13 protein-coding genes, 2 tRNA genes, 2 rRNA genes and 2 riboswitches (2 of these 19 cut by a window edge) are annotated in these 15,000 nt (G+C 38.7%); of the genes, 14 read left to right on the top strand and 3 right to left on the bottom strand.

Annotated features, from left to right (window positions below):
* From ACUXVC_RS01445 to tsaD, 8 genes are all read left to right on the top strand, one after another.
* A 23S ribosomal RNA gene (locus ACUXVC_RS01445) occupies nt 1-1,238 on the top strand (it extends 1,684 nt beyond the left edge of the window).
* Nucleotides 1,239-1,288: 50 nt separating this feature from the next.
* Nucleotides 1,289-1,404 (top strand): 5S ribosomal RNA (rrf, locus tag ACUXVC_RS01450).
* A gap of 12 nt (nt 1,405-1,416) precedes the next feature.
* Nucleotides 1,417-1,493 (top strand) — tRNA-Met (locus tag ACUXVC_RS01455).
* Nucleotides 1,494-1,496: 3 nt separating this feature from the next.
* Nucleotides 1,497-1,572, top strand: a tRNA-Asp gene (locus ACUXVC_RS01460).
* 174 nt (nt 1,573-1,746) lie between these two features.
* Nucleotides 1,747-2,220: a tRNA (adenosine(37)-N6)-threonylcarbamoyltransferase complex ATPase subunit type 1 TsaE gene (gene tsaE, locus ACUXVC_RS01465; protein ID WP_016083766.1), complete on the top strand. Its 474-nt coding sequence runs from the start codon at nt 1,747-1,749 to the stop codon at nt 2,218-2,220.
* Complete coding sequence (tsaB, locus tag ACUXVC_RS01470; protein WP_000865770.1) at nt 2,201-2,893, top strand: tRNA (adenosine(37)-N6)-threonylcarbamoyltransferase complex dimerization subunit type 1 TsaB; 693 nt, start codon at nt 2,201-2,203, stop codon at nt 2,891-2,893. The genes tsaE and tsaB overlap by 20 nt, the downstream gene beginning before the upstream one ends.
* Before the next feature lie 14 nt (nt 2,894-2,907).
* Nucleotides 2,908-3,351 carry a ribosomal protein S18-alanine N-acetyltransferase gene (rimI, locus tag ACUXVC_RS01475; protein WP_000367207.1) on the top strand — a complete coding sequence of 148 codons (444 nt, stop codon included), beginning with the start codon at nt 2,908-2,910 and terminating at the stop codon, nt 3,349-3,351.
* Entirely contained in the window at nt 3,351-4,367 is a 1,017-nt protein-coding gene (tsaD, locus tag ACUXVC_RS01480; protein WP_000414595.1) for a tRNA (adenosine(37)-N6)-threonylcarbamoyltransferase complex transferase subunit TsaD, read from the top strand. Before rimI ends, tsaD begins: the two co-directional genes overlap by 1 nt.
* A gap of 482 nt (nt 4,368-4,849) precedes the next feature.
* Here the strand turns inward: tsaD and ACUXVC_RS01485 are convergent, their stop codons facing one another.
* Nucleotides 4,850-6,784: an ABC-F family ATP-binding cassette domain-containing protein gene (locus ACUXVC_RS01485; RefSeq protein ID WP_217989926.1), complete on the bottom strand. Its 1,935-nt coding sequence runs from the start codon at nt 6,782-6,784 to the stop codon at nt 4,850-4,852.
* Between the two features lie 186 nt (nt 6,785-6,970).
* Between ACUXVC_RS01485 and ACUXVC_RS01490 the strand changes: the two genes are divergently transcribed.
* The gene (locus ACUXVC_RS01490) at nt 6,971-7,600 is read left to right on the top strand and encodes a redox-sensing transcriptional repressor Rex (RefSeq protein WP_000372699.1); all 630 of its coding nucleotides are present in this window, start codon (nt 6,971-6,973) and stop codon (nt 7,598-7,600) included.
* Nucleotides 7,601-7,629: 29 nt separating this feature from the next.
* Here ACUXVC_RS01490 and ACUXVC_RS01495 read toward each other — a convergent pair whose 3' ends face one another.
* The gene (locus ACUXVC_RS01495; protein ID WP_001246204.1) at nt 7,630-7,821 is read right to left on the bottom strand and encodes a YdiK family protein; all 192 of its coding nucleotides are present in this window, start codon (nt 7,819-7,821) and stop codon (nt 7,630-7,632) included.
* The gene (locus ACUXVC_RS01500) at nt 7,818-8,567 is read right to left on the bottom strand and encodes a CPBP family intramembrane glutamic endopeptidase (protein WP_064531572.1); all 750 of its coding nucleotides are present in this window, start codon (nt 8,565-8,567) and stop codon (nt 7,818-7,820) included. The genes ACUXVC_RS01495 and ACUXVC_RS01500 overlap by 4 nt, the downstream gene beginning before the upstream one ends.
* A gap of 390 nt (nt 8,568-8,957) precedes the next feature.
* Here ACUXVC_RS01500 and groES point away from each other — a divergent pair, with 390 nt between their 5' ends.
* The 5 genes from groES to ACUXVC_RS01525 all read left to right on the top strand — a co-directional run.
* The gene (gene groES / locus ACUXVC_RS01505; protein WP_000917311.1) at nt 8,958-9,242 is read left to right on the top strand and encodes a co-chaperone GroES; all 285 of its coding nucleotides are present in this window, start codon (nt 8,958-8,960) and stop codon (nt 9,240-9,242) included.
* Between the two features lie 38 nt (nt 9,243-9,280).
* On the top strand, nt 9,281-10,915 hold the full coding sequence (gene groL, locus ACUXVC_RS01510) for a chaperonin GroEL (RefSeq protein WP_001029992.1): 1,635 nt from the start codon (nt 9,281-9,283) through the stop codon (nt 10,913-10,915).
* Between the two features lie 140 nt (nt 10,916-11,055).
* Nucleotides 11,056-11,157, top strand: a riboswitch (purine riboswitch).
* Between the two features lie 164 nt (nt 11,158-11,321).
* Nucleotides 11,322-12,860: a glutamine-hydrolyzing GMP synthase gene (guaA, locus tag ACUXVC_RS01515; RefSeq protein ID WP_000743908.1), complete on the top strand. Its 1,539-nt coding sequence runs from the start codon at nt 11,322-11,324 to the stop codon at nt 12,858-12,860.
* Between the two features lie 155 nt (nt 12,861-13,015).
* A riboswitch (purine riboswitch) is annotated at nt 13,016-13,117 on the top strand.
* A 129-nt stretch (nt 13,118-13,246) separates the two neighbouring features.
* Nucleotides 13,247-14,572: an NCS2 family permease gene (locus ACUXVC_RS01520; RefSeq protein ID WP_000833096.1), complete on the top strand. Its 1,326-nt coding sequence runs from the start codon at nt 13,247-13,249 to the stop codon at nt 14,570-14,572.
* A gap of 143 nt (nt 14,573-14,715) precedes the next feature.
* On the top strand, nt 14,716-15,000 hold the beginning of the coding sequence (locus tag ACUXVC_RS01525) for a response regulator transcription factor (RefSeq protein WP_000929891.1). The gene runs 417 nt beyond the window's last position; 285 of the gene's 702 nt are visible here — the first part of the coding sequence; its start codon is at nt 14,716-14,718; its stop codon lies off the right edge, out of view.

The raw sequence follows: 15,000 nt of genomic DNA on the forward strand, positions 1-15,000 counted from the left end.
ATCCTAAGGTGTGCGAGAGAACTCTGGTTAAGGAACTCGGCAAAATGACCCCGTAACTTCGGGAGAAGGGGTGCTTTCTTAACGGAAAGCCGCAGTGAATAGGCCCAAGCGACTGTTTAGCAAAAACACAGCTCTCTGCGAAGCCGTAAGGCGAAGTATAGGGGGTGACACCTGCCCGGTGCTGGAAGGTTAAGGAGAGGGGTTAGCGTAAGCGAAGCTCTGAACTGAAGCCCCAGTAAACGGCGGCCGTAACTATAACGGTCCTAAGGTAGCGAAATTCCTTGTCGGGTAAGTTCCGACCCGCACGAAAGGTGTAACGATTTGGGCACTGTCTCAACCAGAGACTCGGTGAAATTATAGTACCTGTGAAGATGCAGGTTACCCGCGACAGGACGGAAAGACCCCGTGGAGCTTTACTGTAGCCTGATATTGAATTTTGGTACAGTTTGTACAGGATAGGCGGGAGCCATTGAAACCGGAGCGCTAGCTTCGGTGGAGGCGCTGGTGGGATACCGCCCTGACTGTATTGAAATTCTAACCTACGGGTCTTATCGACCCGGGAGACAGTGTCAGGTGGGCAGTTTGACTGGGGCGGTCGCCTCCTAAAGTGTAACGGAGGCGCCCAAAGGTTCCCTCAGAATGGTTGGAAATCATTCGTAGAGTGCAAAGGCATAAGGGAGCTTGACTGCGAGACCTACAAGTCGAGCAGGGACGAAAGTCGGGCTTAGTGATCCGGTGGTTCCGCATGGAAGGGCCATCGCTCAACGGATAAAAGCTACCCCGGGGATAACAGGCTTATCTCCCCCAAGAGTCCACATCGACGGGGAGGTTTGGCACCTCGATGTCGGCTCATCGCATCCTGGGGCTGTAGTCGGTCCCAAGGGTTGGGCTGTTCGCCCATTAAAGCGGTACGCGAGCTGGGTTCAGAACGTCGTGAGACAGTTCGGTCCCTATCCGTCGTGGGCGTAGGAAATTTGAGAGGAGCTGTCCTTAGTACGAGAGGACCGGGATGGACGCACCGCTGGTGTACCAGTTGTTCTGCCAAGGGCATAGCTGGGTAGCTATGTGCGGAAGGGATAAGTGCTGAAAGCATCTAAGCATGAAGCCCCCCTCAAGATGAGATTTCCCATAGCGTAAGCTAGTAAGATCCCTGAAAGATGATCAGGTTGATAGGTTCGAGGTGGAAGCATGGTGACATGTGGAGCTGACGAATACTAATAGATCGAGGACTTAACCATATAATATGTAGCAAATGTTATCTAGTTTTGAAGGAATATACCTTCAATAGTTTGGTGATGATGGCAGAGAGGTCACACCCGTTCCCATACCGAACACGGAAGTTAAGCTCTCTAGCGCCGATGGTAGTTGGGACCTTGTCCCTGTGAGAGTAGGACGTCGCCAAGCTATTTATATCATCGCGGGGTGGAGCAGTACGGTAGCTCGTCGGGCTCATAACCCGAAGGTCGCAGGTTCAAATCCTGTCCCCGCAACCAAATGGTCCCGTGGTGTAGTGGTTAACATGCCTGCCTGTCACGCAGGAGATCGCCGGTTCGACCCCGGTCGGGACCGCCATTTTATATAAAGAAAAGAACGAAACAAGTTGTTTCGTATTTTTTTATTTGTTTTAACAAAAAACTAATAAAGACAGTCAAACTATCCTTAGGACAACTCCTAAGGACTTTTTTATATATTCAAAACCTGTATAATAAAGAGCAGAGAACATTGTGAGTAAAGTAGGTGAAGTCTGTGAGAAAATATGAAGTAACAACAAAATCTTCTGAGGAAACACAAAGATTATCAGAAAAACTAGGTGAACTCGTAGAAGCACAAGATGTAATTATTTTAGAAGGAGATCTTGGAGCTGGTAAGACGACTTTTACAAAGGGACTAGCAAAAGGTCTTGGAGTGAAAAGAGTTGTAAATAGTCCTACCTTTAATATTATTAAAGAATATAAAGGAAGATTACCGCTATATCATATGGACGTGTATCGCTTAGCAGAAAGCGAAGAGGACTTAGGCTTTGATGAGTATTTCTACGGTGAAGGAATTACGGTAGTGGAATGGGCTCATTTAATAGAAGCATATTTACCGAATGAAAAGTTACAAATTAGTTTATTCCATGCGGGAGATGACACAAGAAAAATTATACTCGAGCCAATTGGAGATCGCTATATTAGATTATGTGAGGAGCTATTACAAGATGAAAGTACTAGCAATTGATACTTCAAATTACGTAATGGGTGTATCCCTTATTGAGGAAGGAAACGTGATTGGGGAAATTATTACAAATTTGACGAAAAACCATTCTGTACGTCTTATGCCAGCTGTAGAGCAACTGTTAAAAGAATGTGGTGTAAAACCGAAGGAATTAACTAAAATCGTAGTAGCTGCTGGACCTGGATCATATACAGGTGTTCGCATAGGCGTGACAGCGGCAAAAACATTAGCTTGGTCACTTCAAATACCAATTGTAGGTGTATCAAGTTTAGAGGTAGTAGCTGCAAACGGTGCTAACTTTAATGGATTAATTTGTCCTTTATTTGATGGAAGACGTGGGCAAATCTATACTGGATTATATACATATGAAGGAGAGCAGTTAACTTCAATAGAAGAAGACCGAATTATTCTTATTGTGGACTGGTTGCAAATGTTAAAAGATAAAGGACAGCCTGTTTTATTTATCGGTAATGATGTTAAATTGCATAAAGAAATAATTATAGAACATTTAGGTGATCAAGCTGTATTCGCTCCTTTTACTAAAAATAATCCAAGACCAAGTGAGCTAGCATTCTTAGGGTTACAAAAAGAAGAACAAGATGTGCATACGTTTGTTCCGAGCTATCTTCGTTTAGCTGAAGCTGAAACAAAGTGGTTAGAAAGTCAAAACAAGTAGGGGCCTTGCAGAAGATGGATATGATATTTAGAAAGATGGAACTTGATGATATTGCTCAAATTGTAGCTATTGAAGAAGTGTCTTTTTCAACTCCTTGGACTGCAGATGCCTTTCACCGTGAATTAACGATGAATGAACATGCACATTATATTGTGTTAGAAAAAGATGGTCGTGTAATCGGATATTGTGGATTGTGGATAATTATTGATGAATCACATATAACAAATATAGCTATTTTGCCAGAATACCGAGGTCAAAAATTAGGAGATGCCTTATTGAAAGCAGTTATTTCAGAAGCGAAAGAACTAGGGGTAAAAACAATGACGCTTGAAGTACGTGTATCAAATGAAGTAGCAAAGCAGTTGTACAAAAAATATGGATTTCAAAATGGTGGAATTCGTAAACGATACTATGCAGACAATCAGGAAGATGGTCTTGTAATGTGGGTGAATATATAATGGAAAAAAATACGATTATACTTGGGATTGAAACAAGCTGTGATGAAACAGCGGTAGCGGTTGTTAAAAATGGAACGGAAATTATTGCGAATGTCGTTGCATCACAAATCGAAAGTCATAAACGTTTTGGCGGGGTTGTACCAGAGATTGCATCCCGTCATCATGTAGAAGAAATTACAGTTGTGTTAGAAGAAGCTTTAAAAGAAGCAAACATCACATTTGATGATATTGATGCAATTGCTGTAACAGAAGGGCCTGGTTTAGTAGGAGCACTTCTAATTGGGGTAAATGCAGCGAAGGCAGTAGCTTTTGCACATGATATTCCGCTAGTCGGTGTTCATCATATTGCTGGTCATATTTATGCGAACCGTTTAGTAAAAGAGGTTCAATTCCCGCTATTATCACTTGTTGTATCTGGTGGGCATACAGAACTTGTTTATATGAAAGAACATGGTTCATTTGAAGTAATTGGTGAAACGCGAGATGATGCAGCTGGAGAAGCATATGATAAAGTAGCTCGTACGTTATCTATGCCATATCCAGGTGGTCCTCATATTGATCGTCTTGCACATGAAGGAGAACCAACAATTGATTTGCCTCGTGCATGGCTAGAACCGAATTCATATGATTTTAGCTTTAGTGGATTGAAATCAGCAGTTATCAACACTGTGCATAACGCGAAACAACGTGGTATAGAAATTAAACCAGAAGATTTAGCGGCAAGTTTCCAAGAAAGTGTAATAGATGTACTTGTAACGAAAGCAGCTCGTGCAGCAGAGGCTTATAATGTAAAGCAATTACTTCTTGCTGGTGGAGTAGCTGCTAATAAAGGACTTCGTGCGCGATTAGAAGAAGAATTTGCACAAAAAGAAAACATTGAACTAATTATTCCACCGCTATCTTTATGCACAGATAATGCAGCAATGATTGCAGCGGCAGGGACAATTGCGTATGAACAAGGCAAGCGTGCAACATTAGCCTTAAATGCGAATCCAGGATTAGATATTGAAGCATAGTTATGCACATAATTAACCACAGCTTGTGGATAAAACCCATATTATCTGTTGATAATGTGGGTTTTGTTGTGTATATAAAGTGTTGATATCTTTTTTGTTAGTTGTGGGTAATGTGGAAAAGTTGTTTTGATAGCTATTTTATAAAGGTGGATATGTGTATAAGTTTGTGGATAAACTAGATGAAGTCTGACCTTTGAATATATTGTTTTTTGGGAAATAAAATGTAAGAAGATATCCCTGAAAAACATTTTGAAATATCCTTCTATTATTGAGGGTGCTGATGTTGTCAATCCTTGTCGGTAAATCGATATTTCGTGTCGAATCGTTTATATATAGGGTTACGATAGATGTATTTGAAAAATGGTTGATATATTCCGAGTTACCATTGATATATTCAAAAAATTATTTATGTACTTAAAGAAAAAAGATGTCACATAGTCAAAAATCATGACTGATGAGACATCTTCCTTATTTAAATACTCTTATACATGTAGCTCTTCCCACTCTGCCATACACGTTTCAAGTTGTTCTTGTAGCGTTTGTTTTTTAGTTGTAATTTCACTCGCTTTTTCATAATCTGCATATATTTCTGGTAAGCAAAGTTGATCTTCTAACGTAGCAATTTCTTCTTCTAAGTTTACGATGTTTTGTTCTAGTTCTTCAATTTTTCGAGTGCGTTGACGTTCTAATTGTTTACGCTCTTTTTCTTCGAGATAATTTAATTTTTCTTGAGCTACAGTTTTTTGAACAGGTGCCTGATTTTCTTGCTGTTCTTGTTGTTCAAATGCTGCGCGTTCAATCATTTCATTTTTCTTCTCCACATAGTAATCGTAATCCCCTAAATATTCCTGTGCACCTTCTGTTGATAACTCAACCACAGTCGTTGTTACACGGTTAATAAAGTAGCGGTCATGTGAGACAAATAGAAGAGTCCCTGGATAATCAATTAAAGCATTCTCTAAAATCTCTTTACTATTTAAATCAAGGTGGTTCGTAGGCTCATCCAGAATTAATAAATTTGACTTTTGCATCATAAGTTTCGCAAGAGCTAATCGAGCTTTTTGTCCACCACTAAGGGAAGATACTGGTTTCAGTACATCATCTCCTGTAAATAAAAAGTTCCCGAGTATAGTACGGATTTCTTTTTCAGGTTGCAGTGGATATTCATCCCATAGTTCATTTAAAACCCGTTTAGAAGATGTTAAGTTTGCTTGTTCTTGATCATAATAACCAACAGATACATTTGATCCGAAAGAAACATCGCCATTTAATAGTGGTAACTTATTCACAATAGATTTTAATAATGTGGATTTCCCAATTCCGTTTGGACCAACTAAAGCAACACTATCTCCGCGAGTTAAGCGCATAGTTACGTTTTCAATTATAGGGTCCTCATCATAGCCAATGGTTGCATCCTTTACTTGTAAAACATCATTTCCACTTTGCTTTTCAATATCGAAGTGGAATGATGCTGACTTAGAATCACCTAATGGTCTCGTTAATAATTCCATTCTGTCTAGTTGTTTACGGCGACTTTGAGCACGTTTCGTTGTAGAGGCGCGAGCTATATTCTTTTGAACGAAGTCCTCAAGTTTTGCGATTTCATCTTGTTGTTTTTCGTAACGTTTCATTTCTTGCTCATATAATGCTGATTTTAAGTCTAAATATTTACTGTAGTTACCAACAAATCGTCTGCTTTCTTTATTCGAAATTTCATATACTTGTGTAACGAGTTTGTCTAAGAAATAACGGTCATGTGAAACGATTAATATTGCGCCAGGATAACCTTGTAAATATTGCTCAAGCCATGTTAATGTTTCGATGTCTAAATGGTTTGTAGGCTCGTCCAAAATAAGTAAGTCTGGTTTTGTTAATAATAATTTCCCAAGAGCTAATCTTGTTTTTTGCCCACCGCTTAAAGTAGAAATCGTCGTCTGGTGCGTTTCAACTGGGAAGCCAAGGCCGCTTAAAATGGAGCGAATGTCCGCTTCATATTGATATCCACCTTGATCTTTATAATTGAGTTGCAATTGGTCATAATCAGCTAACAATCTTTCATATATAGCTTCGTTTGAAAAGTTTTCTTCTTTTCCCATTTCTTGCTCAAGCCTTCGAAGTTTTGTCTCCATTTGCTGTAAGTGGGTAAAGACGGTTAGCATTTCATCCCAAATTGTTAAAGACGTTTCTAGGCCGGTATTTTGAGCTAAATACCCGATTGAGACATCTTTCGGTTTTATAATTTCGCCACCATCATGTGATAACTCACCAGCGATAATTTTTAATAATGTAGATTTTCCAGCTCCATTCCTTCCAACTAATGCGATACGATCTTTTGTTTGTACTTCCAATTTTATGTTTGCAAGAATTGTTTCTGCACCGTATAATTTCGAAAGTCCATTTACTTGTAATAAAATCAATGTTTTCACCTCAAATAATTTCTTAACTTTGCCATGTTTATATTTCTCAATCATACTAAAAATAGTGTATAGTTTAAAATAAGAGAGAATACTTCTTCTCTTTATTATACAAGGAATTTAATGAGTGCTAAACTTCTGTATTTGATTAAAGTATATGAATAAAGATAGGAAGAGAGGAGAGGTTATATGGATCAGCAAAAGATTCCACAAGCCACTGCTAAAAGATTGCCTCTATACTATCGATTTATCCAAAACTTATCTCTTTCTGGTAAGCAGCGTGTTTCATCGGCCGAATTGAGTGAAGCGGTAAAAGTAGATTCCGCAACAATACGAAGAGATTTTTCGTATTTTGGAGCGTTAGGGAAAAAGGGATATGGATATAACGTAAATTATTTATTATCATTTTTCCGCGAAACACTTGATCAAGATGATATAACGCGTGTAGCACTTATTGGAGTAGGTAATTTAGGGACCGCTTTCTTACATTATAATTTCACGAAAAACAATAATACAAAAATTGAAATGGCATTTGATGTTAGTGAAGAGAAAGTTGGAACAGAAATCGGGGGCATTCCTGTATACCATTTAGATGAATTAGAAGAGAGATTATCAAATGATATACAAGTGGCAATATTAACAGTACCGGCTACAGTAGCACAAGCTGTAGCAGATAGATTAGCTGAAACGAGCGTGCATGGTATTTTGAATTTCACACCAGCACGATTAAACGTATCAGAGAATATTAGAATTCATCATATTGATTTAGCTGTAGAGTTACAAACATTAGTTTACTTTTTGAAAAACTATCCACAATAAAACGCAGAGGAAGCGACCTCTGCGTTTTATTATTGTTTCTTCTTTGTGAATTTAACTAATATAAGGCGAAGTGCCAAATTAAAATCAATTGTTGCCATAACTGCAAATAGTATTGTCCACACATTCCAGATTGTATCTGTTACGTTCGTAATGGCGAAGCGTGTAAAGATACATCCAAGAAGGAAGTATAGTGCAGCCATGAACAATGGTGAGTTTCTCATACAAAAAATCCTCCGATAAAGCCTTGCATTTTTTCAGCTTCTTTAATCATTTCTTGAATTTGCTCATTGCTCATAAAAATTTGCCCAATAGCGACTAATGTATTCATCGCAACATGAGCTGCAATCGGAACGATAATACGCTTCGTCTTCACATATAAGAAGGCGAATACGAGCCCCATAGCAGTGTATACCAATAAGTGAGTAAAATCAAAATGGATTGCTGCAAATACAAGCGAACTAATGATAGCTGCAATAAAGAAGTTAAACTTCTTATAAAGTGTACCAAATAAAATTTTTCTAAATACGATTTCTTCCAAGATAGGTCCGATTATAGATACGACAATAAGGAACCAAGGTGTCGTTCTTGCAATTTCCATCAGTTTCATTGTATTTTCTGAACCTTGTTTAATTCCTAGCAGCTGCATCTCGATCATACCGGCAACTATTTGTGAAAAGAAAGCCAAGAAGAAGCCGATGAAAATCCATCCAATAGTAGCTGGAACAGAAGAGCGCATTGCATCTAAATGCCTGTCACGAATGTCTGTTCTAAGTAACCAAAGTACGATACATAATGCAACAAAGAAGCTAATAATTGCCCAGTGTCCCGTTATGATTTGTCCTTTTTCCTCCATGGTAAATCCTCTATTATCATAGAGTCCTGTTTTTAGGAGAAGTGGTAATCCAACAATTCCAGATAACTGCATTAAAATGTATGTAACGATAATCCACCAGTATTGTTTCTTCAAATAGTTTAACCATCCTTTCTAACTCTAGTGTATGAGATGAGGTAGGATAACATGTAAATATGTTATCTACGATATAAACTTTCATTCGAATTATGATTTTTTTGTAAATCCGTATTTGAAATTAAAGTAGGAGACAGGAAAAAGTTGTACGTTTAGCGAAAACAACTTAGGGTGTCTTTCATATTGTAACATACGAGTAGGGGAAACAACGATTCATATAGTAAAGGCAGTATTCTATATAGAAAGTTTATATAGTAATTTGCGAAAAAATTATGATTTTTTTACTTGCAAAAGAAATTGAGATTATTTATTATTATAAGTGTGTTAGCACTCGGATGACTTGAGTGCTAATAAATAAAATTTACATACAAAATGAGGAGGTTATTGTTCATGCTAAAGCCATTAGGTGATCGCGTTGTAATTGAGCTTGTTCAAGCAGAAGAAAAAACAGCAAGTGGTATTGTATTACCAGATACTGCAAAAGAAAAACCACAAGAGGGTAAAGTTGTTGCAGTAGGTACTGGTCGAGTGCTTGAAAATGGTGAGCGTGTTGCTTTAGAGGTAGCAGCAGGTGATCTTATCATCTTCTCAAAATATGCAGGTACTGAAGTGAAATACGAAGGTACAGACTACTTGATTTTACGTGAAAGTGACATTTTAGCAGTTATCGGTTAATTATATAAATCTTAAAAAATCCAAGGGGGTCAATTATTATGGCAAAAGATATTAAATTTAGTGAAGAAGCACGTCGTTCGATGCTTCGCGGTGTCGACACTCTTGCAAACGCAGTAAAAGTAACGCTTGGACCAAAAGGTCGTAACGTTGTACTTGAGAAAAAATTTGGTTCACCACTTATTACAAATGATGGTGTAACAATCGCAAAAGAAATCGAATTAGAAGATGCATTCGAAAACATGGGTGCAAAATTAGTAGCAGAAGTTGCTAGCAAAACAAATGATGTAGCTGGTGATGGCACAACAACTGCAACTGTATTAGCGCAAGCTATGATTCGTGAAGGTCTTAAAAACGTAACAGCTGGTGCTAACCCAATGGGTCTTCGTAAAGGTATCGAAAAAGCTGTTACTGCTGCAATTGAAGAATTAAAAACGATTTCTAAACCAATCGAAGGCAAATCTTCTATCGCACAAGTAGCTGCTATTTCTGCAGCTGACGAAGAAGTAGGTCAATTAATCGCTGAAGCAATGGAGCGCGTTGGTAACGACGGCGTTATTACTTTAGAAGAGTCTAAAGGATTTACAACAGAATTAGACGTAGTAGAAGGTATGCAATTTGATCGTGGATATGCATCTCCTTACATGATTACTGATTCTGATAAAATGGAAGCAGTTCTTGATAACCCATACATCTTAATTACTGACAAAAAGATTTCTAACATTCAAGAAATCTTACCAGTATTAGAGCAAGTGGTACAACAAGGTAAACCACTTCTTATCATTGCTGAAGATGTAGAAGGCGAAGCTTTAGCTACATTAGTAGTGAACAAACTTCGTGGTACATTCAATGTAGTAGCTGTTAAAGCTCCTGGATTTGGTGACCGTCGTAAAGCAATGCTAGAAGATATCGCAATCTTAACTGGTGGCGAAGTAATCACTGAAGAATTAGGTCGTGACTTAAAATCTGCTACAGTTGAATCTTTAGGACGTGCTGGTAAAGTTGTTGTTACAAAAGAAAACACAACTGTAGTTGAAGGTATTGGAAATACAGAGCAAATCGCAGCTCGCATTGGTCAAATTCGTGCGCAATTAGAAGAAACAACTTCTGAATTCGATCGTGAAAAATTACAAGAGCGTCTTGCGAAACTTGCAGGTGGCGTAGCAGTAATTAAAGTCGGTGCAGCAACTGAAACTGAGTTAAAAGAGCGCAAACTTCGCATTGAAGATGCACTTAACTCAACTCGTGCAGCAGTAGAAGAAGGTATCGTTGCAGGTGGTGGTACTTCACTTATGAACGTATACACGAAAGTAGCTTCTATCGTAGCTGAAGGCGACGAAGCAACAGGTATCAACATCGTACTTCGCGCACTAGAAGAGCCAGTTCGTCAAATCGCAATCAACGCTGGTCTAGAAGGATCTGTAGTTGTAGAGCGTCTAAAAGGCGAAAAAGTAGGCGTTGGTTTCAACGCAGCTACTGGCGAATGGGTTAACATGCTTGAGTCTGGTATCGTAGATCCAGCTAAAGTAACTCGTTCTGCACTTCAAAACGCAGCATCTGTTGCAGCTATGTTCTTAACAACTGAAGCTGTAGTAGCTGACAAGCCAGAACCAAATGCACCAGCAATGCCTGACATGGGCGGCATGGGCATGGGCGGTATGGGCGGAATGATGTAATTCCGTTTGCCCTAAAAAACATCCATTTCTATATAGAAATGGATGTTTTTTTATGTTTTTTAGAAAAGGAAATGAATTTCTGTAGAATTTTGTCGCTTTCTCTCTTGACCATATTGATACTTCATTGTTAGAATCTAGGAAGATAATATAAAACGATCCTTCATATATCCTCAATGATATGGTTTGAGAGTCTCTACCGGGTTACCGTAAACAACCTGACTATGAAGGCAGTGTGTCTTATATTTATAAAGAGCGGAGACTATCTTTCTTTATAAAGCCAGACCCCTGCCTTTTCTTTGTTATGAGACTAGAGGCGGAGGACTGGCTTTTTTTATTATATTGGTAATGCTTTTCGCCAAATTGGTGAAAATATTTATATACGAGAACTAACGTTGGGGTGATTATTTTGAAGAAGCAACACGATACAATTATCGTTTTAGATTTTGGAAGTCAATACAATCAGTTAATAGCACGTCGAATTCGTGAGTTCGGTGTATACAGTGAACTTCATCCACATACAATTACTGCAGAAGAAATTAAAGCAATGAATCCAAAAGGGATTATTTTCTCTGGTGGACCAAATAGCGTATACGGTGAAGGTGCATTACATTGTGATGAAAAAATCTTCGAACTAGGTTTACCGATCTTCGGTATCTGTTACGGTATGCAGCTTATGACACAACACTTCGGTGGTAAAGTAGAGCGTGCCAACCACCGTGAGTACGGAAAAGCTGTTCTTAAAGTAGAGAACGAATCAAAATTATATGCGAACCTTCCAGAAGAGCAAGTTGTATGGATGAGCCATGGCGACTTAGTAACTGGTTTACCTGAAGGATTCGTAGTAGACGCAACAAGTGAGTCTTGCCCAATTGCTGGTATGAGCAATGAAGCGAAAAACTTATACGGTGTACAATTCCACCCAGAAGTACGTCACTCTGAGCACGGTAACGATTTAATTAAAAACTTCGTATTCGGCGTATGTGGTTGTTCTGAAGGATGGAACATGGAGAACTTTATCGAAGTAGAATTAGAAAAGATTCGTGAAACTGTTGGAGACAAAAAAGTACTATGTGCACTTAGTGGCGGCGTAGACTCTTCTGTTGTAGCAGTATTAATTCATAAAGCAATCGGCGATCAGTTAACATGTATTTTCGTTGACCACGGTTTACTTCGTAAAGGTGAAGCAGAAGGCGTTATGAAAACATTTAGCGAAGGCTTCCATATGAACGTTATTAAAGTGGATGCACAAGAACGCTTCATGAACAAGTTAAAAGGTGTAGAAGATCCAGAACAAAAACGTAAAATCATCGGTAACGAATTCATTTACGTATTTGATGATGAAGCATCTAAATTACAAGGTATGGACTTCCTAGCACAAGGTACACTTTACACAGATATCGTTGAAAGTGGTACAGCAACTGCACAAACAATTAAATCTCACCATAACGTTGGTGGACTTCCAGAAGACATGCAGTTCAAATTAATTGAGCCTTTAAATACGTTATTTAAAGATGAAGTACGTGTATTAGGATCTGAACTAGGAATTCCTGATGAAATCGTATGGCGTCAACCATTCCCAGGTCCTGGTCTTGGTATTCGTGTATTAGGTGAAATCACAGAAGAGAAATTAGAAATCGTTCGTGAATCTGATGCGATTTTACGTGAAGAAATTATTAAAGCAGGATTAGACCGCGAAATCTGGCAATACTTCACTGCACTTCCTGGTATGCGTAGCGTAGGTGTTATGGGTGACGAGCGTACTTACGATTACACAGTAGGTATCCGTGCAGTAACATCTATCGATGGTATGACAGCTGACTGGGCACGTATCCCTTGGGACGTACTAGAGAAAATCTCTGTTCGTATCGTAAACGAAGTGAAACACGTTAACCGTATCGTGTATGATGTAACGAGTAAGCCACCAGCAACTATTGAGTGGGAATAGTATTGTAATAAAAAGGATCCATCTATCATTCATGAATAGATGGATCTTTTTGTTTTTGCTATTAATACGAACGAAAATATAAAAAAATATAAAAATGTTCGCTTTTAAATTGACAAAAATACATTCAAGAGTTAATATGAGTATGTAATTCAAACGAAAAGTGAATATTATGCCGTCGTATAATATCGGGGATATGGCCCGAAAGTTTCTACCTAGCTACCGTAAATGGCTTGACTACGAGGCGTTTGTATAAAGATGAGGGGAAACTTGTCTTTGTTTATAGAACGCTTCCATGTATATATGCAATGGAAGCCTTTTTTATTTCTCGGGATAAAAGAGGGCTAGGGGAAATACGGCGAGTAATCATATAACGGGGGAAACGTAGGATGAAACGCTATTTTCAATTTGATGAGCTCGGTACGAATTATAAGACTGAGTTCATAGCGGGGTTAACAACATTTCTATCTATGGCTTACGTACTGTTTGTCAATCCTGCTACGCTGTCGCTTGGAAATGTTAAAGGGTTACCAGCAGGTACAGGGATGGATCCAGGTGCAGTATTCGTTGCTACGGCATTAGCGGCAGCAATCGGTTCGTTAATTATGGGTATTTTCGCGAAGTATCCAATTGCTTTAGCGCCAGGTATGGGAATTAACGCGTTCTTTGCTTATACAGCAGTGTTAACGATGGGTATTCCGTGGCAAACGGCCATTGCCGGAACATTAATGTCAGGTATTATCTTTATTATTCTTACTGCTTCAGGTATTCGTGAAAAAATCATTAATGCAATTCCATCGGAGTTAAAGTTTGCAGTAGCAGCAGGTATCGGATTGTTCATTGCATTCCTTGGATTCCAAAATGCTGGAATTATCGTGAAAAATGATGCTGTTCTTGTTGGGTTGGGGGACTTAACAAAGGGCACAACGTTACTAGCAATCTTCGGGGTTGTTACGACAATCATCTTCATGATTAAGAAAGTTAATGGTGCAGTATTTTACGGTATGATTCTTACAGCGATCTTAGGAGTGGCAACAGGATTAATTGATACTCCGAAAGCTGTAGTGGGAGCAATACCGAGTCTAGAACCAACGTTCGGCGTGGCGTTAACGCACTTCGGAGATATTTTTACAGTTCAAATGGGGATTGTTATTATAACGTTCTTCTTTATCGATTTCTTTGATACAGCAGGTACGCTTGTAGCGGTTGCGAATCAAGCTGGATTAATGAAGAACAATAAATTACCACGTGCAGGAAAAGCATTATTTGCAGATGCGATTGCGACTGTAATTGGTGCAATCTTGGGTACATCAACAACAACGTCTTACATTGAATCGTCTGCAGGGGTAGCAGCGGGAGGACGTTCTGGATTTACAGCAGTTGTAACAGCAGGATTCTTCTTACTGGCACTATTCTTCTCGCCATTACTAAGTGTTGTAACGCCAGCTGTAACGGCACCAGCTTTAATTATTGTAGGAATCTTGATGGTTTCTTCTTTAGGGGAAATTGATTGGAAGAAATTCGAGATTGCAGTGCCAGCATTCTTTACAATTATCTCTATGCCACTTACGTATAGTATCGCAACTGGGATTGCGATTGGATTTATCTTCTATCCAATTACAATGGTTGTGAGTGGTCGTCGTAAAGAGGTTCATCCGATTATGTATGTTATGGGAGTTTTATTCGTACTATATTTCATCTACGTTCGTAAATAAAAGGGGTTTTTAAAGGTCTAGACTTAAGGGGAGTCTAGACCTTTTTTGCGTCTTCAGAAAAACTTAAGGATTTCCGAGCGTTTTTCTTCAGAAGTTTTCCTATAATAGAAGTTAGGGATTAAAAAAGTAATGGGGGAGATATTGTGGCACACGAAACAATACTTGTCGTAGATGATGAAAAAGAAATTCGGAATTTAATTACAATCTATTTAAAGAATGAAGGATATAAAGTATTACAAGCGGGGGACGGAGAAGAAGGGCTACGTTTACTGGAAGAAAATGAAGTGCATCTAGTCGTATTAGATATTATGATGCCGAAAGTAGATGGTATTCATATGTGTATGAAAGTAAGAGAATCGAAAGAGATGCCTATTATTATGCTTTCTGCGAAAACGCAAGATATGGATAAGATTTTAGGATTAACAACA

The sequence above is a fragment of the Bacillus sp. N6 genome (assembly GCF_052805735.1).